This is a genomic window from Eubacterium sp. AF22-8LB, assembly GCF_003458715.1.
Classification (GTDB): Bacteria; Bacillota_I; Bacilli_A; order Erysipelotrichales; family Erysipelotrichaceae; genus Holdemanella.
The window spans coordinates 12,123-38,937 of record NZ_QRVI01000002.1; the positions used below are offsets into that span (position 1 = coordinate 12,123).

The window sequence follows — 26,815 nt, forward strand, 5'->3', positions numbered from 1 at the left end:
GAGGACAAATTATGGAAGTACAATTTGTAGAAAGTAAAAACTTAAAAGAAAAACCAGCCGGACCTTTAGGTTTTGGTAAATACTATACAGACTATATGTTTGTGATGGATTGGGATGCAGGTCAAGGTTGGCATGACGCAAGAGTCGTACCTTATGGACCATTAGAATTTGATCCAGCGAGTATGGTTTTGCACTATGCCCAAGAAACATTTGAAGGTATGAAGGCATATCGTACAAAGGATGGAAAGGTTCAATTGTTTAGACCTGAAATGAATGCGAAGCGTTTTGCGAATTCAAACAAACGTTTAAGTATGCCTACTTTAGATGTAGATATGTTTGTGGATGCAGTAAAGACAATCGTTAAGTATTCAGAAGACTGGATTCCAACAGGTGAAGGTGAATCTTTATATATTCGTCCATTCATGTTTGCGACAGAAGCAGCTATTGGTGTACATGCCGCTAAGCATTACAAATTTATGATTATCTGCTCGCCTGTAGGTGCTTATTATGCAGAAGGTGTAAACCCTGTTAAAATCTATGTAGAAGATGAATATGTTCGTGCTGCCAAGGGTGGTACAGGATTTACTAAATGTGGAGGAAACTACGCAGGTAGCTTAGCTGCTCAGGTAAAGGCTGAAGAATTAGGTTATTCTCAAGTATTATGGTTGGATGGTGTTCACCGTAAATATATTGAAGAAGTTGGTTCTATGAACGTAATGTTTGAAATTGATAATAAGATTGTGACAGCTCCATGTGAAGGTACAGTACTTCCTGGTGTTACTCGTGATTCCATTTTACATATCTTAAAGGATTGGGGATATGAAATTGAAGAAAGACACTTATCTGTGGATGAATTGATGGAAGCTGGTCACAATGGTAAACTACAAGAAGCTTGGGGAACTGGTACAGCGGCTGTTATTAGTCCAATTGGAGAACTTTATTATAAGGGTGATGTTGTAACTGTTTCAGATTTTAAAACAGGTGAATTAACACAAAAGTTATATGATACATTAACAGGTATTCAATGGGGTACGATTGAAGATCCTTATGGATGGACTGTTGTAGTTGACTAATTTAATGAAGGTGTACATTGTACATCTTCTTTTTTTTGGTGCAAAATAAAAAATAGAGATTACTCTCTATTCATGTTCATAGCTTTTAAGTGTATATTCAGTATGTAGCTTATAAATAACGCATTGAATGACGTTATCCATGAGTTCTTGTTCATGGTTGACGTTTTCAAATTCGATAGTATTACGGTTGTTTTCAAATACATCATTTAGGGAAGCTTCAAATCGAGATATAAATAAGTCATAGGCTTGTTCGATAGAAGAATCCTTTACATCTGTATAAATATGAAGTAGTGATGTGATCTGTTGCATAGAGTAGCATCTTTTAAGAATAGTTAAAACTAAAAAGTAAGCTAAATGACTTTTTGTGTAATGTTTTTTTACTGGCGGATGCACGATACCAGTTTTGACATAATTATTGATCATGGATTTAGTGATAAACTTTTCTTCAAAGAAATAGGTATCCTTTAGTTTTTCATTGATATAGGTAATCACTTGGTCCATATATAGGTCGATTTCAGGTAACTCGTTCCATCTTGGAAATGTATAATTTTTCATGATTATAGTGTAACATAAAATAAATTCTTACACAATCTAGAAATTAATACTAGATGTATTGACTTATTGAATTATCTATATTATTGTTTATCTAAAGAGAGGTAAAAAAAGAATGATTCATATTGTTTCTGATTCATCGACTTTATATTCGATTGAACCGGCAAAGAAAAAAGGGTTATCGATTGTTCCTTTGAATATCACTGTGGATTCACAAACATATCGAGATTTTGAGGACATCACAAGTACACAATTATTAACGATGATTGAAGATCATAAGATTCCAAAAACTTCACAGCCAAGTCTTGGTGAAAAGATTGATTTATATAATGAGCTTTCCAAAGATGGCGATGAAGTCATTGATATTGCGATGGCTTCTGGTTTAAGTGGAACATACCAGACGGCTATGATGGCAAAGAATTCTTGTGACCATCCGGAATTGGTTCATGTTGTGGACACACAAACATTATGTGGACCACATCGTTTGATGGTGGATACTGCTTTGGAGATGGCAAATAATGGGGCAAGTGCCAAGGATATCGTGAAGATGGTTGTTCAAAGCCGTATGCAGGAAGGATCATATTTAGTTCCTGTGGATTTCCAATTCTTAGTTCGTGGAGGAAGAATCAAAGGGTTAGCCGCTACTTTAGGTGGTGCATTAAAATTAATTCCAATTTTGAAAAAAGGCGTAGATGGCATAGGCTTAGATAAGTTTGGTGTAAGCCGAACATATAAAAAGGCTGTCAATATGGTGGTTGAAGATTTTAAAAATAATGGATTTACTCCAGCTTATACATTCTATATTTCACATGCCTTTAATGAAGATTTAGCAATGATGTTTGAAAAGAAAATCAAAGAAACTTTTGAAGGTGCAAAGGTAGTGATTTATCCATTATCTAGCGCATTTATTACGCAGGGTGGACCTGGATGTGTTGCAGTACAGGCAATAAAAATGGCTTAAGGAATTTTTCCTTAAGCCTGTTTTTTTTTTAGAAAATCATTTGTCCGAAGTAAGCAACAAAGCTCATTGCGATAATAAAACCGACACCATAAGGTAAGATTATCGATAATAATTTTGAATCCTGTCCTTGTCCATCAACACTGCTTAATGCGATAGCAATCGATTGTGGTGAAAGCATTTTACCAGCAGCAACACCAAGTGAGTTTAATGCGACAATCCAATATGGCTCAGCCTGTAGACTTTGTGCTGCACTTTCTTGTACGGCACCAAATAGTACACCAGAACTTGTTCCAGATCCTGTCACAAATGTTCCAAGACATCCAATCCATGGTGCAAAGAATGGATAGAAGCTACCTGTAATCGCAATTGCAAAGGAAGCAATGGAAGCAATCATTCCAGCATATCCCATAATTTTGGCACATCCTAATACACATAGCATTGTAATAATGGTTTGTGACATTTGTTTCAATGTTGCGACAAATACAACTTTAAAATCTCTAAAAGTAGCTTTTTGAATCAATCCACCTAAAATAGCGGATAAGAAGATCCATACACCTGGTGTGTTGATCCATGTAAATGTCATTGTACTTGGATTGTCTCCCGTATAGATTGTAGTGCTTGTCGCAAACTTTGATAAGTATGTGTTGACTGGCATTACGAGTTTAGATGTTGATAATAAGAAAATAAAGATAAAGATAAAAGGTGACCATGCCTTTAATGCCTTAGAAGCTGTGATTTTTTCATGTGCCTCTAGTTGCATTTTGTATTCAGGTTCTGGTTTTACCTTTGATCCTAAAAGAATTGTACATAATAAAGAACAAACACTTCCTACCACAACACATAACTCAGCGCCGACAAATTTAGCGACGATCATTTGTGGAATTAAGAAGCTCAATCCAGAAACAAGCGTGACAAGTGTGACGCCTTTTAATGCTTTAAAGCCCTTTCCAGTTGCCATGACAATCAAGAATGGACATAGGATCATGAATGGAGCGAGTTGTAAGGTTTGGGTAAAGGCAAGCTGTGTATTTTCAAGTCCGACTAAGTTAGCTAGTGTGACAGTTGGAATTCCGATGGAACCAAATGGAGTGGGTACGCCATTGGCAATTAAACATACTAAGCATGAAAATAATGGGTTAAAGCCTAATGCCACAAGCATGCTTGCAGGAATCGCAATCGCAGTTCCAAATCCGGCCATTCCTTCCATAAAGCCTCCAAAGCACCATGCGACAAGTAATACTAAGATTCGTTTATCACTTGAGACACTGGTAATCATTTGTTTAATGATTTCCATACCGCGTGTACGTAAAGATAAATTATATGTAAATACGGCTGCGATAATGACAACGATAATAGGCCATAAAGCCATCAAGAATCCTTCGCAGGCAGCTGTAAAAGTATTTAGAAAGCTTTGTTGCCAGATTGCGATGGATAAAAGTGCAGAAATTAATAAAGATCCAAATGCAGCTTTATATGTGGGCCAGTTTAATACGGTTAGCGCAAATATCAGCCACAAAATGGGACATAGTCCCAGAATAAAATAGATAAAATTCATATCATCTCTCCCTATATACGTGGGAATTATATCAAAGTGAGAATGATTGTCAAAAGAAATCGCTAAAAATAGGGATGTAAGCGTTTCAAGTTAGCAAATGAGTGGTTATTTTGATGATAACTAAAGATTTAAAAAAAGCAGAACAAATTTCATTATTTTATGGAGTTTTTTAGCTTAATGATGTATTATAGTGGTACAAAGTAGCATATCGTGTCATAGAGTGGGGGGTGAAGACACATGTTCATGGGGGAATATGCGCATAACATCGATCGTAAGGGGCGATTGATCATGCCAGCGAAGTTTCGCGAGGAACTAGGTGAACATGTTGTCGTAAACCGAGGACTTGATGGATGCCTGTATGTATATACGGTAGAGCAGTGGCAGCAAGTGTATCAAAAACTATCAACTTTGCCTTCGACAAATAAAGATGCGCGAATGTATCAGCGTATGATGTTGTCTAAAGCTGCGGAATGTGAAATGGACAGTCAGGGACGTATTTTGATTCCATCCTCTTTAATTGCCTTGGCTGGACTTGAAAAAGAATGTTTGATTATTGGCGTTGCGAATCATTTAGAGATATGGTCGAAAGAACGTTGGGAAGTATTGGAAGAAGAACAGAGTGCATCTTTTGAAGAAGCAGCTGAACACTTATCAGAAATCATGGGGTAATAATGAATGGAACATATTAGTGTATTGTTGAATGAATCAATTGAAATGCTGAACATAAAAGAAGATGGAATTTATGTGGATTGCACACTGGGCAGAGGGGGGCACAGTAGTGAAATCTTGAAACGTTTAAAATCTGGACATTTATATGCGTTTGATTGTGATCAAAATGCGATTGATGAAAGTATGCCGCGTTTAAAGGCGATTGGAGAAAATTTTACCGTGATTCATTCTCCTTTTGAAAATTTAAAGCGTGAGCTTGCCCAAAGAGGTGTCGACAAAGTCGATGGTATCTTTATGGATCTGGGTGTATCAAGTCCGCAATTTGACGATGGCCAAAGGGGGTTTAGCTATCGTATGAATGCAAGACTGGATATGCGTATGGATCAATCACAGGATTTGGATGCATATAAAGTTGTCAATACGTATGATAAGGAAGATTTGATTCGTATTTTAAAACGTTATGGCGAAGAGCCGTTTGCGGTCAAGATTGCCGATAGAATTGTAAAGGCACGTGAGAATGCACCGATTGAAACGACATTTGAACTTGTAGATGTCATTAAGTCGGCACTTCCACAAGCTGTTTTACGTAAAAAAGGACATCCGGCAAAGCAGACTTTCCAGGCGATTCGTATTGAAGTAAATCATGAATTAGAGCAGCTAGAAACAGTTTTACAGGATGGCTTAACCATGTTGAAGCCACATGGACGAATGGCTGTTATTACATTTCATTCTTTAGAGGATCGAATTGTAAAAGAGATTTTTAAAGAGGTAGCCGTAGCTAAAAAAGTTAATAAGCGGCTTCCACAAGTGGGGACAGAAAATTTAGAATATCAGCTGGTGAATCGAAAACCGGTTTTAGCAAGTAGTGAAGAATTAGAAAATAATAATCGTGCGCATAGCGCAAAACTAAGAGGGATAGAAAAGAAAGGATGATGCATATGCAAAGAAGTTTTAGATTAACAAGAATACTTGTTTCAACTTTGCTTGCATTATCTGCGGTCTTCTACTGCGTATCAAAAACATGTGTGAATTCTTGGAATATCTCACTTTCTATGGAAGAGGACCAATTGAGTCAGGAGATAGCTAAAAAAGAACAAACCGTTGAGGAACTTCAAAACGAGGTCAATACATTACAGGAAAAGGGAAGATTACTTGGAATGCTTGACAATCAAGTATCGGATAATGAAAATAATATATATGTAATGGATGACTAGATGGAGTGGTGATGTAAATGTCAGTTCGCAAAAGTAATAAAGAACTGTTAAAAATGATATTGAGAATGACATTAATTGGAACATTAGTAATTGCTAGTGTTCTTTTCACTATGTTCTCTCATAAGCATATATGGTCACAAAAAAATGTCTTAGATCCACGTATCGCTTCTAGTATTGTCACTAAAAAAATCACGGCGAAACGTGGAACTATTTATGATCGTAATAATACAGTTATTGCGCAACAAACAACGGCCTATACGATTGTTGCATATTTAGACAAGGGTGTAGTGGATATCAATGGAAATCCAAACTATGTTAAAAATGTTAAGGCGACGGCTAAAAAACTAAAGAGTGTTCTTGGGGATGAGGTCAATGAGAAGGCGCTAATTAAAATTATGAAGGCAGCTAAAAAGTCGGGCAAATCACAGACGGAATTGGGTGCGGGGACAAAGCGTATTAAAAAATCAACGATGAAGAAAATTAAGAAGCTCAATATTCCAGGGATTGGTTTTATTGATGCAGTGAGTCGTTATTATCCGGCAACGCCATATTCATCAAACTTAATTGGTTTTGCTGCTTATGATGAGGATAAGCAGTCGATTATTGGAAAATTAGGGCTCGAATTATCTTTAAATGAGTTGTTAAAAGGAAAAGATGGAAAGGAACAATATCAGCAGACGGTGGATGGCTCTAAGCTTCCAGGAACGACGAAGGTCATTGAACAGGCTGAAAATGGAAATGATGTTGTCTTAACGTTGGATTCAAGCTTGCAGTCGACAGTGGAAACCCAGCTTCAAAAGACAATGGATAATGAAAAGGCCAAGTCGGCATGGTGTCTAGTGATGGAAGTAGAAACGGGTAAGGTCTTAGCTTGGGCCAGCTATCCTACTTTTGATCAGAATGAACATAAGGAAATTCCTAGCTATCAAGATGCGATTTCTACAAGTACATACGAGTGTGGTTCGGTAATGAAGCCATTTACGTATGCGACAGCGATAGATACAAATGTGTATCCTTATAATAAGACTTTTACAGCGTATCAGTTTTGGTATGACTATGATGCAAATACAGGAAAAATTGTGCGTGTTCCAAATGGTACCAAAACACCATATCCATATATTGGAGATGCTTTGGGGGCTAACTTTGGGGATATTACCTTCGATAAAGGTTTAGCCTTTTCAAGTAACGTAGGTATTTGTGAGCTTTTGGCAAACTATATCAACTACAATCAATTTAGTGAATATCTTGATAAGTTTGGCTTCTTTCAACATGTGGATACGCCTTATGTAGATCAGTCTTTGGGAGTTAAAAATATTGGCTTGCCAACTGATTATCTATCGACTGGTTTTGGTCAGGCAAGTTCAATTACAGCTTTACAATTATGTCAAGCCTATACGTCAATCTTTAATGATGGTACGATGGTACGTCCTTATGTGATTGATTCAATTGTGGATAGTGATACGGGTAATGTGATCAAAAAGTATAAGAAAAAGGCTGTAGGTACGCCGATTTCTGCACAGACAGCTAAAGAAGTGCAGGAATTGATGTCGCACGTTACAGATGATGGTGCGAGTGGTGAACGTTTTAAAGTGGATGGTATTGATCTATTGATGAAAACAGGTACAGGTCAGATTTATAATCAGGATCAAGGTCAATATGATGAGTATTATCATACTTCGAGTATTATGGCGGCCGCTCCTGCGGATGATCCTAAGGTCATGGTTTATTATGGCTTGGTTTCAACGAATATCACGGGGTATTCAGCAGAACCATTTAAAAAAATTATGCGTGATACAATTCAAACCTATGGTATTTCGACTAATCCAACCAATGAAACGCAGGATGCGTATGAAAGCTGGGAAACGTACAAGATGCCAAGTCTAGTGAATCATACAGTGGATTATGCATATGAGAAGATGAAGGATAAAAAGGTGCATTATGAAGTTATTGGAGATGGAAATAGTGTAACGAGTCAATATCCAAATGCGAATGTGACAATCAATTCGAATGATCGTGTATTTGTATTGACAAATGGTTCGAAGATCAGCATGCCAAATATGACGGGGTGGACGCGCAAGGATCTTACGGTATTCTGGCAATTGACGGGTATTAGTATCAAAACGAATGGGTATGGTAAGGTAACCAGTCAAAATGTGGAAGAGGGAACAACGATTTCAACGGACACAAAAATTGAATTAACATTAGAGTAAAGAGCAGCGATGCTCTTTTTCTATTCATGACAAATGTAATATATATTGACAAGAAATGATATATTTGTCACAATTAAATTACAGTGAAAAAGGAGAGAGTAAAAATGAATGATTCACAAAAAATGAAGTGGTACACACTTGCGTTTATGTGCTTTTCTACACTTTGGGGATTTGGAAACGTACTAAACGGATTTATGTACTTCAACGGAATTCAAGTTATCTTTTCTTGGATTTTGATGTTTGTGCTTTACTTCATACCTTATGCATTAATGGTAGGTGAGTTAGGTTCAGCATTTAAAAATTCAGGTGGAGGTGTAAGTTCTTGGATTCACGAAACAACAGGTCCTAAGGCTGCATACTATGCAGGTTGGACTTATTGGGCATGTCACATTACGTACATTGCTTCAAAGGGTTCTGGTGGTTTGAAAGCATTAAGCTGGATGATTTTCCAAAACTCAGAAACTTATGCATCTTTTAACACAAAAGCTGTTCAGTTTGCGACATTAGCTGTATTGTTAGTATTCAGTTATGTAGCTAGTCGTGGTTTAAACCCATTAAAGAAAATGGCTACAATTGCAGGAACAAGTATGTTCGTTATGAGTATTCTTTATATTGTAATGATGTTTGCGGCTCCAGCTATTAATCCAAGCGGTGGATATTTAACTCCGGACTTCAGCTTCAAAAACTTGATTCCAACATTTGACTGGAAATATTTCAGTTCATTGTCAATCTTAGTATTTGCGGTTGGTGGATGTGAAAAAATTTCACCTTATGTAAATAAAGTAGAAGATCCATCAAGAGGATTCCCTAAGAGTATGATCTTTGCAGCTATCATGGTTATCATCTGTGCTATCTTTGGTACAATCGCTATGGGTATGATGTTTGATCCAGCTGTAATCGATGCAAACTTTGATTCATACAATGCGAATGGTTCTTATTGGGCATTCCAAAGATTAGGTGAATATTATGGTATGGGTAATGTATTGATGATTGTTTATGCAGCATGTAACTGTATCGGACAATTCTCTACATTAGTCATTAGTATTGATGCTCCATTACGAATGTTATTAGACAACGAAGATGCTCGTCAATATATTCCAAGTAAGTTATTACACAAAAATGATGCAGGTGCTTATTCAAATGGTATCATCATGGTTGATATCTTGGCAGGTGCAATCATCTTGGCTCAGGCTTTAGTTCCAAATGCAGATACAGTACTTCGTCAGTTAACTCAGTTAAACTCTGTAACAATGCCAATGCGTTACTTATGGGTATTCTTCGCTTATGTTATGTTGCGTAAGAAAACAGATTTATTCCACCGTGATTATAAGTTTGTGAAGAATAACACAGTTGCGATTGTGTTTGGTGCATGGTGCTTTGTATTAACAGCAGCTTGCTGCTTGTTAGGTATGTACAAGGCTGGCGATATGTACACAACATTCTTAAATGTTATCACTCCAGTTGTTTTAACAGCATTAGGATTGATTTTACCAGCAATCAAGAAAAAAGAGGCAAAAAATTAATTTTGCCTTTTCTTCATATTTGTAGATAATAATAGTTGAGGAGATGTTTTTATAATGAATACAGTAGAAATTTCAAATGAATTAATTCAATTTATTGAATCAAGTCCAAGTATGTTCCATTCAATCAAAACAATTCGTACATACTTAGAGGAAGATGGATTTACTTATCTTCCAGAATCAAAAGTTTGGGATGTCAAGGCGGGTGGAAAATATTATACAATTCGTAACCACTCAAGCTTGATCGCATTTAAGGTGGGAAAGGATTTAGATTCTTATCACTTCCAAATGTGTGCAAGTCACTCAGATTCACCTACATACAAGGTTAAAAGTGTACCTGAGTTAGAAGGACCAAAAGAATACTTACGTCTTGATGTTGAAGCTTATGGTGGTATGATCGATAATACTTGGTTTGATCGTCCATTAACAGTTGCAGGTCGTGTCCTTGTAAGAAATGGTTCTAAGATTGAATCTAAATTATTATATATCGATAAGGATATTTTAATGATTCCAAATGTGGCTATCCACTTCAATCGTGAAGTAAATAATGGTTATAAATATAATCGTCAAATCGATTTGTGTCCAATGTTCTCTTGTGGTGCTTTGAAAAAAGGTGCTTTTGACAAGATGGTTGCGGATGAATTAGGTGTGGATGTCAAGGATATCTTGGGTAAAGATTTATTCTTGGTGAACCGTCAAAAAGGATTGGTTTGGGGTTATGAAAATGAGTTTGTTTCAAGTCCTAAATTGGATGACTTACAATGTGCATTCGTTTCATTAAAGGCATTTATGGAAGCTAAAAATGAAAAGAGTGTCAATGTGTATTGCTGCTTCGATAATGAAGAAGTGGGATCTAACACAAAACAAGGTGCTATGTCTACATTCTTAAAGGATGTATTACACCGTATCAACAATGGTTTAGGTAAATCAGAAGAAGAATACTATCAAGCTATCGCGAAGACTTTCTTAGTTAGCTGTGATAATGCGCATGCCCTACATCCAAATCATTCTGAAAAGACAGATGCCGTTAACTATGTGACTATGAATGGTGGTATTGTCATTAAGGAAAGTGCAAACCAGAAATATACAACCGATGCGTTTAGTCGTGCTCTATTTACAGGTATTTGTCAAAATGTAAATGTTCCAGTACAAAGCTTTGCGAATCGTTCCGATATTTTAGGTGGTTCAACATTGGGTAACTTGTCAAATACACAGGTAAGTGTTCATGCGGTAGACTTTGGTTTGGCTCAGCTTGCGATGCATTCTTGTTTTGAAACTGCCGGTGTTAAGGATACTGAATATGCGATTATCGCATTAAAGGAATTCTATGAAACAAATGTGCAGATTGAAGAAGCTGAATCTGTATGTCTAGAGAAGTAATCATTCAAAGAATAGAAAAGTCAGATTTGATCGAGGCCAAAAAGGAGTTAATGATTGAAATCATTCAGAATAAAAAAGAGGATGATTTCGATAAGAAGGTTGATCGTTTATATCGTCAGTTTTCTAAGAGCTCATCATTTAAGAAGCACGCGGAAAAAATGGTGGTTCGTGATGATGAAAAGCTAAAGATTTGTAACATGATGCTTGTGATGAGCGTAACATTGACGTTGTTCTTTTTTAAGGCGGTTCTTACGCAAAAGTTTATGGTCAACTTTAGTATTGATGCGATTATTGGGTGTGCAGCTTTTGTGTTTGCGTTTATGAATGTGAGAACGAAATATCGAACGTTAAAGCGTTATGATTTGGTTCGTGACTTTATCTATTTGGATGTTTTATCTTTAATTTTATGTATATTATTTAAAATATCTTTTCCTGTACAGGTTGATTTTTCATTAGTAATTCTGATTGTGGACTATTATTTGTGTAAGAAAAGATTTAGGGAAAAGGCATTTGAAAAATTAGAAGGGTAGGCTTGTGTCTGCCCTTTTTCATTGTGGAATTTAAAAAGAGAATCTTCTATTTTTAATTCAATTATGGTATTATTGTCTAGTAGTATGTAAAAGGAGACGTCGAATGAGTAAGAAAAGAGTTTATGCGGCTATCGAAATTGCTGATCAAGAGATTCGTCTTATCGTTTTAGAGATATTTGAAGCTCGTTACAACGTTTTAAGAACAGAGCGAGTTGCTTGTTCAGGTGTAGATAAAAAACAAAAGATTGTCGATGAAAGTGCTATTGTTACAGCCATTCGTCAAGCTATAACGAATGCACAGGCAGCTTTAGGATACCGAATTGAGCGCGTATTGTTAGCTGTTCCTAGTGTAAATGTTATGCGTAGCTCACAAAAGGTACGCGTACAGATTGAAGATGGTACAAAGAATATTCGTTTGTTCCATATTCAGCAAGGCTATAAAAATGCCATTCAAAAACGATTGAATGAAGATGTAGAATTTGTCAATGCCAATAAGGTGACTTATGAAGTGAATGGAAATGTAAGTCAAAAGCTTCCATTAAATCAGGAATGTGAAGATTTCATTATGGATGTGGATTTATTGTATGCAGATAAAGAAACAATCTATTCCTATGCACGTTGTGTAGAACAGGCAAATCTAGAAATCCTAGATCTTTGTCTAGATTCTTTTGCGATTGGTCAAGAAACAGCGGCATTAGCGCAAAGTACAGAAAGAGTAACAATTCAGATTGATTTGGAACAAAATCATTCTACTTTAGCTTTATTTAGTACAGGGCGTTTAATGACTTGTACAACTTTGGAATATGGATACTTATGGTTCATTGAAGAAATCCAAAGAAAATATAAGTTAACGGATGATGTTTGTTATAGATTGCTACAGAATATTTTCTCTGGTCAGGAAGATGAAAACAGTGATGTGATCATTTATATTGAACAAAGAGAAGATATGCGTGTCGAAATCACTGCAAATGAATTGGCTAAGGCTTGTTTGCCTCGTATTCGTCAATGGATTCAAGCTGTTAATGATGCTTGTTTGCCAATTGTTCGACAAGGAAAATCAAGATATGTCATTACAGGACAAGGAAGCAATATTCCTGTATTGAAGGATTTAGATAAATCTTTCAATGCCAGTGCAATGATTTATCAGGAACAGGCAATCGGTGCTAGAGATGGTGCATTTGTTTGTGGCTTAGGTATGGCCTATGCTTGGCAGGATATCAATCGTATTCACCATGATGATCGAATCAGTGCTAATAATAATGAATTAGAAGCAAGTATCGATGCAATCAATCAAAAGGCTCATACAGATGAGGGTGGATTTACAAAGAAACTAAAGAATGCTATTTTAGCAGAAGAAGAATAACAAAGAGAGGAAGAAAATTATATGACTGAATTTAATCAAGTAGCAAATATTAAAGTATTTGGTGTTGGTGGTGGTGGATCCAACGCTGTAAACCGCATGGTTGCTGATGGTGTTAAAGGTGTAGATTTCTATATCTGCAACACAGATGTACAAGTAATGAAAAATTCTCCTTGTGACAATAAAATTGTTTTAGGAAAAGAAACAACTAAAGGTTTAGGTGCTGGTGGAAATCCTGAATATGGACGTAAAGCTGCTGAAGAAAGTGAAGGAGAGATCCGCGAATCTGTAAAAGGAAGCGACATGGTATTTATCACTGCTGGTATGGGTGGTGGAACAGGTACAGGTGCTGCTCCATTAATCGCTAAGATTGCTAAAGAAGAAGGTGCTTTAACAGTTGCTGTTGTAACTCGCCCATTCACTTTTGAAGGTCGTCGTCGTGCAAACAATGCAAAAGACGGTATTGAAGAATTGAAAAAATATGTTGATTCATTGATTATTGTATCAAATGACAACTTATTAGATGTAATTGGACGTAAACCAATCGAAGAAGCTTTCCAAGCTGCTGACAACGTATTACGCCAAGGTGTTCAGACTATCTCTGATTTAATTGCCGTTCCAGCATTAGTAAACTTAGACTTTGCTGACGTTCGTAGCGTTATGCAAAACCAAGGACGTGCTTTAATCGGTATTGGTATGGCAGAAGGAGAAGACAAAGCTATCTCTGCTGCTGAAAAAGCAATTCAATCACCATTATTGGAAGCACAAATTTCTGGTGCTAAATCAGCTATCGTAAACATTACTGGTGGCGATAAAGTATCTTTATTCGATGCACAAAACGCTGTAGCTGTTATCCAAGATGCAGCTGGTGGAGATGTTGACTGCATTTTCGGTATCGCAATCAATGAACAATTAGGTGATGCAATCATCGTTACAGTAATTGCTACTGGATTTGAAGAACCAAAAGAAAAACAACGTAAAAGACGTAGTGAACCTGTTGTAAAACAAGTCGCAAACGATGCATTGTTTACAGAACCTAAAATTCAATCACCAGTCAATCCTGGTGTTGTAACAAGTGTTGAAAATAACACAAGTGAAGACGAACAAATTCCTAACTTCTTCTTCAACCGCTAATAAATAAAAATTTGAGCAAGTCAAAAAATGACTTGCTCTTTTTTAATATATTAAGAAATGGTTTCATAGAATAAAAAAAACAGAGGATTTCTCCTCTGCAATAGGCATGGCTGGGGTACTTGGATTCGAACCAAGGAAATGTCAGATTCAGAGTCTGATGCCTTACCGCTTGGCTATACCCCAATGTGCCTATTTATAATACACTAAAGACTACTTCTTGGCAAGTGTTTTTTATCTAAAACACTTGTTTTTTTCTGTATTAGATCAGATAGGTGCAATCGTAAGAAAATGCTTAGAGTTAATGTCTTTTTCACATTGGATTGTCAGAATAGTAGGTGAGAAGAAAAGAGTATATAAACAGGAGGTGAAAGGATGAAAAAGAAGATTTATATATGTATGAGTATTCTTATGGTATTTCTTCTATCTTTGACAATCGTTCATGGACAAGATCTTGGTGTGAATGGATTGAGTGATACAGAAAGGCAGATGATGCAGGAATATAAAAAGGGAAATATCAATAGTGATGAATTTATCGCAATACGTAAAAGTAAGGCAGAAGAATATGGATTAGTTGACTATTGTGATTCAGATTATTTTTTAGATGAAGCTTTCTACACACAATACGCCGATGCCTATTTAATTCATAATGGATTGATGATTTTAGATCGTTATAGCGCAGGGTATAGCGATGTTGCATTATTCACTCTGCCACGCGCAAACACTGTTGCGAAACTGATTCATCATCGTTTTGAAGATAAGAACGGATATGTGATTCCGAATGGACTTTGGCAGCTATCCAATTCGCACTATGCGTTTTGTGCAGAGGGCTTAAATGCCCAGCCAAATGCAGGAGATCCAACATCGGCTCCATATACTGTCGATAATGTCAATCTTAGAAAGTGTTTATATTATGGATATAACGGACCTGGCGACATATTAACAGCACGTTTTGGGGAAAGTGGGGCAGTTGTATTAACGGATGAGCTTGTTTCCAATGCCTTTTGCGGAACTTGTGTCAGTAAGGAAGCACACAATGGCTATCACTGGAAAACGACTGTAAATGGACTTTGGAATGAGATTCTATCAAAGCCAGAGCCTAAGGACTATCAAGCATATATGGTAGATATTGCGGGCAGTGCTAATAACTGGCAGGGCGTAAATAAACCGATTCAAAAGTTAACGTATGGGGTACATGTTCCAAAGGGTTCTGTGCAATTAAAGAAGTGTAGTAGTTTAGAAAGTATGATTCAAAACAATTCTATGTATTCTTTAAAAGGCGCAAAGTATGGCTTGTTTACGGATTCTAGCTGTAAGGATAAAATTGCCGATTTGATTGTAGATGAAAATGGCAATTCGAATGTGGTATCCAATCTAAACCTTCAAACTTACTATGTAAAGGAAGTTTCAGCTCCTTATGGCTATGTTTTGGATACGAATGTGTATTCGCTAGAAGTGAAGGAAAACCAAACGGTTGAAGTACAGGTGCAGGATGTGCCACAGTCTAATTTAGTGTCTTTGGTTTTAAAGAAAAGGGATGAAAAGACAGGGGACAAGCCGCAGGGAACTGGTAGTTTAAAGGATGCGCATTATGAATTTAAATTCTATGGCGGTTTATATGATGAAGATCCTGCCACAAAGAATCAAAAGCCATTGAAAACATGGGTTTTAAAAACAGATAAAACGGGTCAGATCTTAATGAATGATAGCTATAAAGTAAGTGGCGATGACTTCTATAAGGATCTTGATGGAAAGATTTGTTTACCACTAGGAACGATTACCGTAAAGGAAGTACGTCCTCCACAGGGCTATTTATTAGATACACGCATCTATATTCAAAAGCTGGATACAAAGAATAGTCAATCAGCGCATATTGATGTATTTAAATCGTTTTCTGTAGAAGACAAAGTGAATCGAATTAAGCTTGTCAAAGTGCAGGAAGGTACAGATATAGGATTGTCTGGCGTTAAGTTTAAACATACGATGGAAAGCTTTCCATTTCCGTTTGAAGAAACAACCAATGAAAAGGGTGAAATTGAATTGGTTGGATTATCAAAAGGCAAACATACGTTGGAGGAATTTAAAACTTTGGATGGCTATGTCTTAGATATCAAGCCAATAGAGTTTGTTGTATTAGAAGATGGTTCGATTTCAGGCTTGGATTCGATCATTCGTGTTGAAAATAAGGTTCGTCCATACTCGTTAAAAATTGTGAAGAAAAATGAGGCGCAACAGTTATTGGATGGAGCTGTATTTGGATTGTTTAAGGATAAGGAATGTACAGATTGTATCGAACAAAAGACAACGAAGGATGGGGTTGTACAATTTGAGAATTTAAAGAATAAAGAGATGTACTACATTAAGGAAATCAAGGCACCGAGTGGGTATCAGAAAAATAAGGATGTTTATTGTTTAAACACGGATTTTGTACCTGTCAATGGACAATATGATGTCTATATCAACCAAAAAAAGGTGGATGGCTTTTATGTGGATGGCAAGGTTGAAGTGGAGTTTGTGAATCAAAAAATGACGAAGCTTCCACATACGGGTTCAAATAAGACTTTGATGTTAGTTTTACTAGGAATAGGAATGATGTACATAGGAATTAAGAGGAGTAAAAATGAATAAAAGAAATGTAATATATACAGGATTATTGATGTTGGCACTAGTCACAACGCCAGTACACGCAAGTGACAACAGTGTAGAGGTTGTGAATGGCATGGCATCCTTTAATGAGGGAAGTGCAAGTATTGTACTACAGGCCAATGCGAATCAGTCTTTAAGTGGAAAGTCATTTCGCGTATATAAGCTATTTGATGTGAAGACATCCAGTGATAATAGTTCGTATCACTATACATTAAATGCGACATACGCATCGAAAATGAAGGATGTGGTAAGTCAAAAGTTGAGTCGAAATGTGGATGATCAAGATTGTGTGGACTACATGATGTCTTTAAATACAGACGGAAATCAAAGTGAATATCGAACATTTATTGAAACGATTCAAAAGGCGATTTCTTCGTTAGATGCCAATGTGGTACATGTGACCTCTTGTGATGTGAATGGAAATATTACGCTTGATAAATTGGATTATGGCTTTTATTTGATTGATGAAGTAACCAATGTATCGAATATGCATACGGCCAGTTCATTGACTATGGTGAATACGGCAAGTCCAAAGGCAACACTTCAAATTAAGTCGGATTATCCTAGTATTATTAAGAAGATTTATGAGGATGATAATACTATTGGGTGGAATGATATCGCAGATTTTGAGATCAGTCAAAATATTCAATATAAATATGAGACAAGAGTTCCAGATATGAGTGGCTATAAGACATATTATTTTGAATTTGAGGATGAGATGGACCAGGCATTGTCCTTCAAAGAGAATACGATTCAGGTTAAGATCAAGGATCAGATCATTGATAAAGATCTTTATACGGTTATGACAACGGTGAATGGTTTTAAGATCAAATTTAATAATTTAAAAAGTCTCTCTAAAATCAATAAGGATGATCCCATTCTTTTGACGTATGATGCGTATTTAAATGATCGGGCGGCCAATAAACCAAGTAATCAAGGATTTGAGAACAAGGTGCGATTAAACTTCTCAAATGATCCGCAAAGCGATTCAAGAGGACGTACACCATGGGATTGTGTTGTGTGCTATACCTATCGCATTAATGGTTTAAAGACCAATGAGAAGGATGTTAAGCTAGAGGGAGCAACCTTCAAGCTATATCGTGATAAGAATTTGCAGGATCAAGTCAAGCTAAAGAAGGGTGTTTATGGCTATGTTGTTTCGAATAGTCAAGATGAAGATATTGTCTCTGATCGTAATGGATCCTTTATTATCAATGGATTGGATCAGGGAACGTATTATTTAAAGGAAATCAAGGCGCCAGATGGATATCGATTATTAAAGGAAGCGATTGAAATTAAGATTACACCTACGTTTGTACAAGATCGTAATAGCTATACATCAGGTGGTGAGGGCTTGATTCAGCTAGAGGCAACAAGCTTAGATACAGCTTTAAATACGAGTCAGTCGGATGTGAGTATTGCTTTAAAGGTAATCAATCAAACGGGTTCGAAAATGCCTGTGACAGGTTCTTTTGGCACATTGGCCTGTGTGATTACGGGAGCTGGAATCATGGTGTATGTTTCTAAGAAAAAGAAAGATCAATAATATTTTATTTTTTGTTGGATTTTTGATTTGTTTGTTGCCCATATTGTTGAATGTATATTCGCAACGTCATATGGACAATGTAATTTCAAGCTTCTATCAAAAGGAGGATCGTACAAGTCAAAAAAGGTTGGATCAAGAATTGAATAGGTCTCGTTTGTACAATGAAAATCTTTATTTAGGAAAGGAAAAGGAAGACTATGATGACATGTTAAACTATACCTCGACCTCTGTCATGGCAACAATTCAGATTCCTGTCATTGATGTAGATTTAGCTGTATATCATGGAACGAGTGATGAAATATTGAATACAGGTATTGGTCATTTTGAATTTACAAGTCTTCCTGTAGGAGGAAAGAATTCGCATTGTATTTTAACAGGACATAGAGGACTTCCAAGTGCCAAGCTATTTACGAGGTTGGATGAATTAAAGAAAAAGGATCGTATCTATCTTCATGTGTGTAAGAGAATATTAGTCTATGAGGTGATCGATTCATTTGTGGTAGAGCCGGAGGAAGTGTTAAAGCTAGAGATTGAAAAGAATCAAGATCTTTTAAGTCTAGTGACATGTACGCCTTATGGAATCAACACCAAAAGGTTGGTGGTTAAGGCAAAACGAGTGCATGAAAAGCAGAAAAAGAGGGTAAGAAAATCGTATTCAATAAGAGAGGTCTTTTTTATAGTGCTTCCTTTTGTGTTATGGATTGTTTTTAAGGTGGTGAGAAAGTGAAAAAAATTGGTTTAATATTAATGATGCTTCTATGTAGTGTTCTGCCTGTGAAGGCTAGTGAATTAGGTTCAATTACCATTGAATTGCAGGATTCGGTGGATGAATTATCAAAAGAGAATGTAGAGTTTGAAATTGTGCAGGTTGCTAAGCTTGTCGATGGATATTATGTCTGGAATGAGGACTTTGAAGATATCGATGTCGATTTAAACAGCGTTTTAAAGGCAAAAGAAATGGAGCTATTGATCGAAGAAATAAAAAGTAAAAAGTATGAAGGTATTCGCTGTAGGACAGATGAGAATGGAATAGCGCAGCTCATGGATGTTGAGGATGGCTTTTATCTGATTGATCCAGTAAATATGAATGAATACGAAACGATGCAGCCCATGGTTGTCAGTGTTCCAGAATGGGATGAAGAAGATCTAGTGTATCATGTGGTTGTGTATCCTAAGCATAGTCCTTTTGAGAAGTTGATTTTAAAAAAGGTAGATCACAAGACAAAAAAGGAAATCTTAGACTTGATTGAATTTACGAGCTATAGGGATAAGGATTGTAAAGAAGAAATTAAGACCTATAAGGGAAATGGTACGATTTCGATGTTGATGCGTGATCAAAAGATGTATGTAAAGGAAACTAAGGCACCAAGCGGCTATGTTTTATCAGACAAGGTGTTGTGTGTTGAGGTAAAGGATCATGAATTGTATGTGGATAATGAAAAGCTAGAATCCAATATATTTATGTTTGAAAATCAAAAGATTCATGTACCTACAGGAATTGAATATCATGGAAATATATATGTAACACTTGGCTTAGTGGCTTTAGTGATTATTTTACATCTTATCAATAAGAAACTTAGAAAGTAAGGCGATTTATTTGCCTTACTTTTGTGTTAAAATAAATTCATGATCAAAGGACAATATGTATACATATTAGAGTGTAGTGATTCTACTTATTATACGGGTTACACGACAAATGTAATGAATCGCGTGAAGATGCATAATTTAGGTAAAGGTGCCAAATATACAAGGGCAAGAAGGCCTTGTAAGCTTGTATACTATGTGGAATGTACCGATAAGTCTTCGGCCTTGAAGTTAGAGTATAAAATTAAGCAGATGTCTCGAAAAGAAAAGGCAGACTTGATTCGTGGTGTATTGAAAGAAAAGTAGTTTCGTATTATTATATTAAAAGCGAAAGGATGATATGAACTATGAATAAAACAAGAACTCGTTTTGCGCCGAGTCCAACTGGCTATATGCACATTGGAAATTTGCGTACAGCTTTATTTGAATTTTTAATTGCCAAACATGAAGGTGGAGACTTCTTATTACGTATCGAGGATACTGACCAAGAGCGTCAAGTAGAAGGTGCTGTAGATGTTATTTATAAAACTTTAAAGGAATGTGGCTTAAACTGGGATGAAGGACCAGATATTGGTGGAGACTTTGGTCCATATATTCAAAGTGAACGTTTGCCTATGTATAAAGGCTATGCTGAAGAATTAATTAAATTGGGTGGAGCTCACTATTGTTTCTGTAGTGAAGAGGAAATTGAAGCTCAAAGAAAAGAAGCAGAAAGCTTAGGTATTTCTTTTAAATTCAATGATCCTTGTAAGCACTTGAGTGCTGAAGAAATACAGGCTAAATTAGATGCGGGTGAACCTTATGTTATTCGTCAAACAATCAAAAATGTTGGAGAAACATATTTTGATGATGAAGTATATGGTCGTATCGAAGTTGATGGGGATGTATTGGATGAACAAATCTTAATTAAATCCGATGGATATCCAACATACAACTTTGCGAACATCATTGATGATCACCAGATGCAGATTTCTCACGTTGTTCGTGGAAATGAATATTTATCAAGTACACCAAAATATAACTTGATCTATGATGCATATGGATGGCAAAGACCTACCTATGTTCACGTACCTCCTGTAATGAAGGATGAACACCACAAATTATCAAAACGTAACGGAGATGCTTCTTTCCAAGATTTAGTTGCGAAGGGATATTTGCCAGATGCGATCATGAACTATATCGCACTTCTTGGATGGGCTCCAGAAACAGAACAGGAAATCTATACTTTAGATGAATTGATCAAAGTATTTAATATTCACCGTATTTCAAAGTCACCAGCTATTTTTGACATTGATAAATTGACTTGGATGAACGGTGTATATTTAAGAAATATGGATGAAGCAACTTATTTTGAAACCGTACGTCCATACTTAGAAAAAGCAGTACATGGACCATATGATTTAAAAGAAATTGCGAAGATTATTCAGCCTCGTATTGACATCTTGACTCAAATTGAGGAGAGTGTTGATTTCTTTGATACATTGGTTGATTATGATTTAGAAATGTATCGTCACAAAAAGATGAAGACAAATCCAGAAGTTGCACTAAAGGCTTTAAAAGCGAGCAAGGAAGCATTAGAACAATTTGATAACTGGGACAGCATGGAAGCGTTGCATGATTGTTTATTAGCTCTTCCTAAAGAATTAGAAATGAAGAATGGACAAGTTTTATGGCCAATCCGTACGGCTATTTCTGGTAAACAATTTACTCCAGGTGGTGCGATTGAAATTGCGTTTATCTTAGGTAAAGATGAAACATTGCGTCGTATCCAGGTTGGTATTGATCGTTTAAGTGAAATTGTAGAAGAATAAGAAATCGAAGCGTCTAGAGAAATCTAGGCGTTTTTTCTTGTGTTGATCATCATGTATGAAACATGGAATTTATCTTTTCATGATTGATTTGGATAAAACAAAACTCCCTTATGGGAGTTTTAGGTTATATAAGCTTTAATTCTTTAAAGGCATTGTATACACCATCTTCATCAAGAGATGTTGTGATTATATCTGCTTTATCTTTGATTTCCTGTGGGGCATTGCCCATGGCTACACTTAAGTGTGCCTTTTCAAACATAGGAAGATCATTAAAGCCATCCCCAATCGCAATGGTATCTTTAATGTCGGCATTAAAATAGCGAATAACGGAATCCATTCCCGTTGCCTTATTGATGTGAAAGGAAGTGACTTCACCACTTTCTTTTCCTAATGGCGCAAAGGTTGCTGGAATAACGACATAGCGATCCGATAAGTCGTCTTGAATTGTTTTATAAGGTGTTTTGCCATTATCGATGACAGAGACCTTATTGTAGCTTAAGCCTTCTAGACTATCGACAACTGTGATTTGATTTGTAAGAATCGTTAATCCGTGTTTGGCTTTTTCTTCTTCGCTCTTTCCTTTACATTGTTCTTCTACCTTTTTTAACATGGTATCCTTAGTAAATTGGTTGGCATATATTTTTGTGCTGGATTCAAAGTTTGCAGGAATATTACGATCTAACAAGTACTTTGTAAGATATTCACTTTCTTCTTTTGAAAGAGTATTTTCTTCAATAATTTCATGATCACATTCAATGGTAGCTCCACTACCTGCAATAATCGCATCATAGTCAATTTTTAACATATCCCCAAAGATTTCAATACGTTGTCTTCCTGTACACAAAATAACTTTGTGCCCATTCTTCTGAGCTTGAATACATGCATCAATTGCACTGTTGGGAATGTATCCTTCATGGTGAAATAATGTACCATCGGCATCTAAAAATATAAGTTTCATTTTTAACCTCTCTAAATTGGACGAAATAACATTTTTATTCTACAATAGAAACATGAATATTTAAAGGGAGGATATTATGGGTGATTATGTAGTAATTGGGCTAGTGGGCATATTGGTCATTTTAATGTCGATTTTACCGAAGTCAGTTTATAATGCCATTACACACATATTCTCAATGCATAAAAATGGAATTCGAAAAATACGTAAATATAATTCAACGACGGATTCAATTGCGAATCTTTTGATTGGCGTTTCCATTGTATTTTGTATTTTTTATTGTTTTATACCTTTTTATTCCATTTTATATGCCATCTTTTTTATGGTGAGCTATTTATGCATGTTGGCACAAGCCAATCGTGTGACATCAAGAAAGACGCAATCTGTAGCTAGAACCGTTTTGTTCTTGACAAATCTATTTGCGGGTGTCAGTTTTTTAGGAGCCCTTGGCTTTTTAAATCATCACATGTCGGATGCGGTAATTGCTCAGTTTATGATTGATTTTCAAGCGCATAAGGTGTTTGATATATTATATCTGCTACAAAATCGAACTTGGATGTACTGGTTATTCCAAGGCGTATTATTTTTGTTTCCACTCTTTATTATGTGGTCACACTTTAAATATATGCGTTTGGAAAACAGTGTAAAGGCTGTTTATTTTGTAACATATATTATGAAAATGATATTTTTGATTGTAGTTGTCATGTTTATTTCTTATGGTGCATTTGAATTCTTGGATAAAGTTTATCAGGTGAATGCACTAAAGGATTTGGCATAGAGAAGGAAGGATTTAAAAATGATTACAGAAAGAATTTCAAAATTACGTGAAAAGATGAAGGAGAATGATGTACAAGCTTACATTGTACCTACAAGTGACTTCCATGAAACAGAATATGTTTGCGAATATTTCGCATGTCGTAAATATATGTCTGGCTTTACAGGGAGTGCTGGTGTTTTAGTTGTATTACTAGACAAGGCTGCATTATGGACAGATGGACGTTACTTTATTCAGGCCGCTAACCAATTAGAAGGTACAGGCATTGATTTGATGAAGATGGGCCAACCTGGTGTTCCTGAGATTGATGCGTATATTGTTGAAAACTTAAAAGAAAATGATACGGTGGGTTTTGATGGTCGTGTTATGAACACAAAGGATGCATTGGCATATAAATCTGTATTTGACTTAGCCCATTTAAATATGAATATAAATCTAGATTTAGTGAATGATGTCTGGCAAGATCGTCCAGAGCTTCCTAGTACACCAACTTTCCACTATGCAGAGAAATTTTCTGGTGAATCTATGGAAAGTAAATTGGCTCGTTTGCGTGCTTTCTTAAAGGAAAACCATGTGGATTCAATCGTACTAACAAGTGTCGATCAGATTGCTTGGCTATACAATTTAAGAGCCCATGATATTCCAAACTTTCCAGTTGCGCTAGCCTATTCCATTGTTTCTTTAGATTCAGCTGCAATTTATATGGACGCTTCTCGTTTAGATGAATTATCACAAAAAGAATTTAATAAAAATAACGTAAAGGTTTGTGGATATAACGATATTTATGAAGATACAAAGGCTTTAGAAAACTCAGTTTTAATCGATCATTCCAGTGTGAACTATGCGATTGTTTCAAATTTAAAGGCTAAGCCTGTCTTTAAGGAAAGTCCAATCGTATTATGGAAGGCTTTAAAGAATGAAACAGAATTAAAATGTACGAAGTGGGCACACATTAAAGATGGTGTGGCCGTCACAAAGTTCATGTATTGGCTAAAGAATAATGTGGGTAAGGTGGATATGAGCGAAATGAGCGTTCAATCTAAATTACAAGTTTTGCGTAGTGAACAAGAAAACTATTTAGAGGATAGCTTTGATACGATTTGTGCTTATAAAGACCATGCCGCTATGATGCACTATTCTTCTAAGCCAGAAACAAATGTAGCCATCAAAAATGAGGGTATGCTTCTAATTGATAGTGGTGGACAATATTTAGAAGGTACAACCGATATTACGCGTACATTTGTGTTGGGTCCAATCAGTGAAGAAGAGAAATATTGGTTTACAAAGGCTTTAAGAGGGCACATTCGTTTATCTGATGCACACTTCTTATTTGGATGTTCAGGAATAAACTTAGATATTTTGGCTCGTGGACCACTATGGGACAAAGATATGGATTATCAATGTGGTACAGGACATGGTGTAGGCCACTTATTAAACGTACACGAATCACCAAATGGATTTAGATGGAGAGTTTTACCTCACCGCAATGAAATGTGTGTGTTAGACGAAGGTATGATTACTTCAAATGAACCAGGTGTGTATTGTGAAGGTAAGTTTGGAATTCGTCATGAAAATGAAATGGTTGTTGTTAAGGGAAACACAAACAACTATGGTCAGTTCATGCATTTTGAGCCTTTGACATTTGTACCATTTGACTTAGATGGTATTGACGTTTCATTATTGACAAATGAAGAGAAGGCTTGGCTAAACAATTATCATAAAGAAGTATTTGAAAAGATTAGTCCTTATTTAACAAGTGATGAAGTAGACTGGTTGAAATCTGCTTGTAGATCCATTTAATGAAGGAAAGAATGATACCTGTAACATGTCCACATTGTGGGCATGTTTTTGAGATAAAAAGAGATACGGTTGTGATTGCACAAATGGATAGTGTGGCCAAAAAAAGATTAAATGATGGTTCTTACTTTATGCACCAGTGCCAACATTGTAAGAATATGTTTTATTTATACTATCCATTTCTATATCGAGATCCAAAAAAGAAGTTTGATCTTGTCTTAACACAAAATAAAACGATTGATCAATTACCCGAAGATGAACGAGTTGTATTGTGTCATAGTGTGACACAGTTCTTGTTGGCATTTAAGATTTATGATCAGTGTTTAAATCCAGTTTTGATTATCAACAAGAAGAAGATGTTGGAAAGAAAACTGGGTCATTCGATTCGTTTTGATTATTATGATCAAAAAAATGGATGTCTTTGGTTTGAAGATGTCGCTGTATCTTTAACGGAAAAGGAATGTAAAGAGATTCTTATTTTGTAGTCTAAGTAAAATGCGTTATAATAGGCACTAGAAATGAGGTTTAAGATATGAATATTTTAATTGCAGGTGGAACCGGATATATTGGTAGTCATATTTGTGTTGAATTATTAGAAAGTGGTCATGACGTTGTTGTGATCGATGATTTCTCCAATTCTAAACCAGATGTGTTGGATTCAATCTATAAGATTACAGGAAAGCATGTTAAGTTTTATGAATTTAATGTGTTAGATGAAGAAAAGACGGAAGCTGTATTTGCAGAAAATAAATTGGATGCGGTCATTCATTGTTGTGCATTTAAGGCGGTTGGTGAAAGTGTTCAAAAGCCAATTGAGTATTATACAAATAACTTGATGACAACTTTAGTGGTTGCCAAGATGATGAAAAAATACAATGTGCCAAGTATTGTATTTAGTTCAAGTGCTACTGTTTATGGAGATCCAGAAGTGGTTCCTTTGACAGAGGATTGTAAGCTTGGTGAAACAACCAATCCATATGGAGCTACAAAGGCTATGATGGAAAGAATTTTAACAGATGTACAGTTCGCCAATCCAGAAATGAGTGTAACTCTACTTCGTTATTTCAATCCAATTGGAGCACATGAATCGGGATTGATTGGTGAAAATCCAAAGGGAATCCCAAATAACTTGATGCCTTATATTATGAAGGTGGCTACTGGAGAACTTCCTGAACTTGGCGTATTTGGGGATGACTATGATACGCCGGATGGAACTGGGGTTCGTGACTACATTCATGTGGTTGACTTGGCTAAGGGTCATGTACTTGCGATTGAAAAATACAATACGCCAGGTGTTCATATTTGTAACTTGGGAACAGGAAAAGGCTATAGTGTATTAGATATTGTACATGCCTTTGAAAGAGTGAATGGTATTAAGATTCCTTATGTGATCAAACCTAGACGTCCAGGAGATATTGCGACTTGTTATGCAGATCCTACAAGAGCTAAAGTTGAACTAGGCTGGGTTGCAGAAAAGAATCTAGATGATATGTGTAGAGATACATGGAATTTTGCGAAAAAACAATTATTATAAGATGAGGTATTT

Annotated in this window: 24 protein-coding genes and 1 tRNA gene; 21 read left to right on the top strand and 4 right to left on the bottom strand. The window is 36.1% G+C overall.

Annotation, left to right across the window (positions count from 1 at the left end):
* The first annotated feature begins 11 nt into the window (after positions 1–11).
* On the top strand, positions 12–1,073 hold the full coding sequence (locus tag DWY01_RS00990; protein WP_117992488.1) for a branched-chain amino acid aminotransferase: 1,062 nt from the start codon (positions 12–14) through the stop codon (positions 1,071–1,073).
* Between the two features lie 66 nt (positions 1,074–1,139).
* Here the strand turns inward: DWY01_RS00990 and DWY01_RS00995 are convergent, their stop codons facing one another.
* Positions 1,140–1,628 carry a DUF1836 domain-containing protein gene (locus tag DWY01_RS00995; protein ID WP_117992489.1) on the bottom strand — a complete coding sequence of 163 codons (489 nt, stop codon included), beginning with the start codon at positions 1,626–1,628 and terminating at the stop codon, positions 1,140–1,142.
* 112 nt (positions 1,629–1,740) lie between these two features.
* On the opposite strand from DWY01_RS00995, the gene DWY01_RS01000 reads away from it, so the two are divergent.
* Complete coding sequence (locus DWY01_RS01000; RefSeq protein WP_117992490.1) at positions 1,741–2,586, top strand: DegV family protein; 846 nt, start codon at positions 1,741–1,743, stop codon at positions 2,584–2,586.
* 28 nt (positions 2,587–2,614) lie between these two features.
* On the opposite strand, the gene DWY01_RS01005 is transcribed toward DWY01_RS01000, so the two are convergent.
* The gene (locus DWY01_RS01005) at positions 2,615–4,141 is read right to left on the bottom strand and encodes an L-lactate permease (protein ID WP_117992491.1); all 1,527 of its coding nucleotides are present in this window, start codon (positions 4,139–4,141) and stop codon (positions 2,615–2,617) included.
* Between the two features lie 237 nt (positions 4,142–4,378).
* Here DWY01_RS01005 and mraZ point away from each other — a divergent pair, with 237 nt between their 5' ends.
* From mraZ to ftsZ, 9 genes are all read left to right on the top strand, one after another.
* Positions 4,379–4,810, top strand: a complete 432-nt coding sequence (gene mraZ, locus DWY01_RS01010; RefSeq protein ID WP_117992492.1) for a division/cell wall cluster transcriptional repressor MraZ — start codon at positions 4,379–4,381, stop codon at positions 4,808–4,810.
* A 6-nt stretch (positions 4,811–4,816) separates the two neighbouring features.
* Positions 4,817–5,743, top strand: a complete 927-nt coding sequence (gene rsmH / locus DWY01_RS01015; RefSeq protein WP_117992493.1) for a 16S rRNA (cytosine(1402)-N(4))-methyltransferase RsmH — start codon at positions 4,817–4,819, stop codon at positions 5,741–5,743.
* A 5-nt stretch (positions 5,744–5,748) separates the two neighbouring features.
* Positions 5,749–6,024 (top strand): hypothetical protein, encoded by a 276-nt coding sequence (locus tag DWY01_RS01020; RefSeq protein WP_147332140.1) that lies wholly within the window; start codon positions 5,749–5,751, stop codon positions 6,022–6,024.
* A gap of 17 nt (positions 6,025–6,041) precedes the next feature.
* The gene (locus DWY01_RS01025) at positions 6,042–8,234 is read left to right on the top strand and encodes a penicillin-binding protein (RefSeq protein WP_117992495.1); all 2,193 of its coding nucleotides are present in this window, start codon (positions 6,042–6,044) and stop codon (positions 8,232–8,234) included.
* 104 nt (positions 8,235–8,338) lie between these two features.
* Positions 8,339–9,757 (top strand): APC family permease, encoded by a 1,419-nt coding sequence (locus DWY01_RS01030; protein WP_117992496.1) that lies wholly within the window; start codon positions 8,339–8,341, stop codon positions 9,755–9,757.
* Positions 9,758–9,811: 54 nt separating this feature from the next.
* Entirely contained in the window at positions 9,812–11,134 is a 1,323-nt protein-coding gene (locus DWY01_RS01035) for a M18 family aminopeptidase (protein WP_117992497.1), read from the top strand.
* A complete protein-coding gene (locus DWY01_RS01040; RefSeq protein ID WP_117992498.1) occupies positions 11,119–11,664 on the top strand; it encodes a hypothetical protein in 546 nt (181 codons plus the stop codon). The genes DWY01_RS01035 and DWY01_RS01040 overlap by 16 nt, the downstream gene beginning before the upstream one ends.
* A 103-nt stretch (positions 11,665–11,767) precedes the next feature.
* Positions 11,768–13,027, top strand: a complete 1,260-nt coding sequence (locus DWY01_RS01045; RefSeq protein ID WP_117992499.1) for a hypothetical protein — start codon at positions 11,768–11,770, stop codon at positions 13,025–13,027.
* 21 nt (positions 13,028–13,048) lie between these two features.
* The gene (gene ftsZ, locus DWY01_RS01050; protein ID WP_117992500.1) at positions 13,049–14,158 is read left to right on the top strand and encodes a cell division protein FtsZ; all 1,110 of its coding nucleotides are present in this window, start codon (positions 13,049–13,051) and stop codon (positions 14,156–14,158) included.
* Between the two features lie 107 nt (positions 14,159–14,265).
* Here ftsZ and DWY01_RS01055 read toward each other — a convergent pair.
* Positions 14,266–14,341 (bottom strand) — tRNA-Gln (locus DWY01_RS01055).
* Positions 14,342–14,530: 189 nt separating this feature from the next.
* Here DWY01_RS01055 and DWY01_RS01060 point away from each other — a divergent pair.
* Genes DWY01_RS01060 through gltX form a run of 6 tightly spaced genes read left to right on the top strand, consistent with a single transcriptional unit; the run spans position 14,531 to position 21,742 of the window.
* Complete coding sequence (locus DWY01_RS01060) at positions 14,531–16,783, top strand: SpaA isopeptide-forming pilin-related protein (protein WP_117992501.1); 2,253 nt, start codon at positions 14,531–14,533, stop codon at positions 16,781–16,783.
* Entirely contained in the window at positions 16,776–18,347 is a 1,572-nt protein-coding gene (locus DWY01_RS01065) for a SpaA isopeptide-forming pilin-related protein (RefSeq protein WP_117992502.1), read from the top strand. The genes DWY01_RS01060 and DWY01_RS01065 overlap by 8 nt, the downstream gene beginning before the upstream one ends.
* Positions 18,319–19,074 (top strand): class C sortase, encoded by a 756-nt coding sequence (locus tag DWY01_RS01070; RefSeq protein WP_117992503.1) that lies wholly within the window; start codon positions 18,319–18,321, stop codon positions 19,072–19,074. The genes DWY01_RS01065 and DWY01_RS01070 overlap by 29 nt, the downstream gene beginning before the upstream one ends.
* The gene (locus DWY01_RS01075) at positions 19,071–19,934 is read left to right on the top strand and encodes a SpaA isopeptide-forming pilin-related protein (RefSeq protein WP_117992504.1); all 864 of its coding nucleotides are present in this window, start codon (positions 19,071–19,073) and stop codon (positions 19,932–19,934) included. Before DWY01_RS01070 ends, DWY01_RS01075 begins: the two co-directional genes overlap by 4 nt.
* Before the next feature lie 39 nt (positions 19,935–19,973).
* Entirely contained in the window at positions 19,974–20,237 is a 264-nt protein-coding gene (locus DWY01_RS01080) for a GIY-YIG nuclease family protein (RefSeq protein WP_199519817.1), read from the top strand.
* A gap of 41 nt (positions 20,238–20,278) precedes the next feature.
* Positions 20,279–21,742, top strand: coding sequence for a glutamate--tRNA ligase (gene gltX / locus DWY01_RS01085; protein WP_117992505.1), 1,464 nt, complete (start codon positions 20,279–20,281; stop codon positions 21,740–21,742).
* 124 nt (positions 21,743–21,866) lie between these two features.
* Here the strand turns inward: gltX and DWY01_RS01090 are convergent, their stop codons facing one another.
* Entirely contained in the window at positions 21,867–22,700 is an 834-nt protein-coding gene (locus DWY01_RS01090) for an HAD family hydrolase (protein WP_117992506.1), read from the bottom strand.
* Positions 22,701–22,776: 76 nt separating this feature from the next.
* Between DWY01_RS01090 and DWY01_RS01095 the strand changes: the two genes are divergently transcribed.
* From DWY01_RS01095 to galE, 4 genes are read left to right on the top strand one after another with little or no spacing between them, the layout of a single operon-like run.
* Positions 22,777–23,475 (top strand): hypothetical protein, encoded by a 699-nt coding sequence (locus DWY01_RS01095; protein WP_117992507.1) that lies wholly within the window; start codon positions 22,777–22,779, stop codon positions 23,473–23,475.
* A gap of 18 nt (positions 23,476–23,493) precedes the next feature.
* Positions 23,494–25,272 (top strand): aminopeptidase P family protein, encoded by a 1,779-nt coding sequence (locus DWY01_RS01100; RefSeq protein WP_117992508.1) that lies wholly within the window; start codon positions 23,494–23,496, stop codon positions 25,270–25,272.
* An 11-nt stretch (positions 25,273–25,283) separates the two neighbouring features.
* Positions 25,284–25,754: a CpXC domain-containing protein gene (locus DWY01_RS01105; protein ID WP_158553625.1), complete on the top strand. Its 471-nt coding sequence runs from the start codon at positions 25,284–25,286 to the stop codon at positions 25,752–25,754.
* Between the two features lie 47 nt (positions 25,755–25,801).
* Positions 25,802–26,803, top strand: coding sequence for a UDP-glucose 4-epimerase GalE (gene galE / locus DWY01_RS01110; protein ID WP_117992510.1), 1,002 nt, complete (start codon positions 25,802–25,804; stop codon positions 26,801–26,803).
* Positions 26,804–26,815: the final 12 nt, after the last annotated feature.

Bases quoted from the DNA above. Each gene is read 5' to 3' on its own strand.
- DWY01_RS00990 (WP_117992488.1), top strand. From the start codon at position 12: ATGGAAGTACAATTTGTAGAAAGTAAAAACTTAAAAGAAAAACCAGCC.
- DWY01_RS00995 (WP_117992489.1), bottom strand. From the start codon at position 1,628: ATGAAAAATTATACATTTCCAAGATGGAACGAGTTACCTGAAATCGAC.
- DWY01_RS01000 (WP_117992490.1), top strand. From the start codon at position 1,741: ATGATTCATATTGTTTCTGATTCATCGACTTTATATTCGATTGAACCG.
- DWY01_RS01005 (WP_117992491.1), bottom strand. From the start codon at position 4,141: ATGAATTTTATCTATTTTATTCTGGGACTATGTCCCATTTTGTGGCTG.
- mraZ (WP_117992492.1), top strand. From the start codon at position 4,379: ATGTTCATGGGGGAATATGCGCATAACATCGATCGTAAGGGGCGATTG.
- rsmH (WP_117992493.1), top strand. From the start codon at position 4,817: ATGGAACATATTAGTGTATTGTTGAATGAATCAATTGAAATGCTGAAC.
- DWY01_RS01020 (WP_147332140.1), top strand. From the start codon at position 5,749: ATGCAAAGAAGTTTTAGATTAACAAGAATACTTGTTTCAACTTTGCTT.
- DWY01_RS01025 (WP_117992495.1), top strand. From the start codon at position 6,042: ATGTCAGTTCGCAAAAGTAATAAAGAACTGTTAAAAATGATATTGAGA.
- DWY01_RS01030 (WP_117992496.1), top strand. From the start codon at position 8,339: ATGAATGATTCACAAAAAATGAAGTGGTACACACTTGCGTTTATGTGC.
- DWY01_RS01035 (WP_117992497.1), top strand. From the start codon at position 9,812: ATGAATACAGTAGAAATTTCAAATGAATTAATTCAATTTATTGAATCA.
- DWY01_RS01040 (WP_117992498.1), top strand. From the start codon at position 11,119: ATGTCTAGAGAAGTAATCATTCAAAGAATAGAAAAGTCAGATTTGATC.
- DWY01_RS01045 (WP_117992499.1), top strand. From the start codon at position 11,768: ATGAGTAAGAAAAGAGTTTATGCGGCTATCGAAATTGCTGATCAAGAG.
- ftsZ (WP_117992500.1), top strand. From the start codon at position 13,049: ATGACTGAATTTAATCAAGTAGCAAATATTAAAGTATTTGGTGTTGGT.
- DWY01_RS01060 (WP_117992501.1), top strand. From the start codon at position 14,531: ATGAAAAAGAAGATTTATATATGTATGAGTATTCTTATGGTATTTCTT.
- DWY01_RS01065 (WP_117992502.1), top strand. From the start codon at position 16,776: ATGAATAAAAGAAATGTAATATATACAGGATTATTGATGTTGGCACTA.
- DWY01_RS01070 (WP_117992503.1), top strand. From the start codon at position 18,319: ATGTTTCTAAGAAAAAGAAAGATCAATAATATTTTATTTTTTGTTGGA.
- DWY01_RS01080 (WP_199519817.1), top strand. From the start codon at position 19,974: ATGATCAAAGGACAATATGTATACATATTAGAGTGTAGTGATTCTACT.
- gltX (WP_117992505.1), top strand. From the start codon at position 20,279: ATGAATAAAACAAGAACTCGTTTTGCGCCGAGTCCAACTGGCTATATG.
- DWY01_RS01090 (WP_117992506.1), bottom strand. From the start codon at position 22,700: ATGAAACTTATATTTTTAGATGCCGATGGTACATTATTTCACCATGAA.
- DWY01_RS01095 (WP_117992507.1), top strand. From the start codon at position 22,777: ATGGGTGATTATGTAGTAATTGGGCTAGTGGGCATATTGGTCATTTTA.
- DWY01_RS01100 (WP_117992508.1), top strand. From the start codon at position 23,494: ATGATTACAGAAAGAATTTCAAAATTACGTGAAAAGATGAAGGAGAAT.
- DWY01_RS01105 (WP_158553625.1), top strand. From the start codon at position 25,284: ATGATACCTGTAACATGTCCACATTGTGGGCATGTTTTTGAGATAAAA.
- galE (WP_117992510.1), top strand. From the start codon at position 25,802: ATGAATATTTTAATTGCAGGTGGAACCGGATATATTGGTAGTCATATT.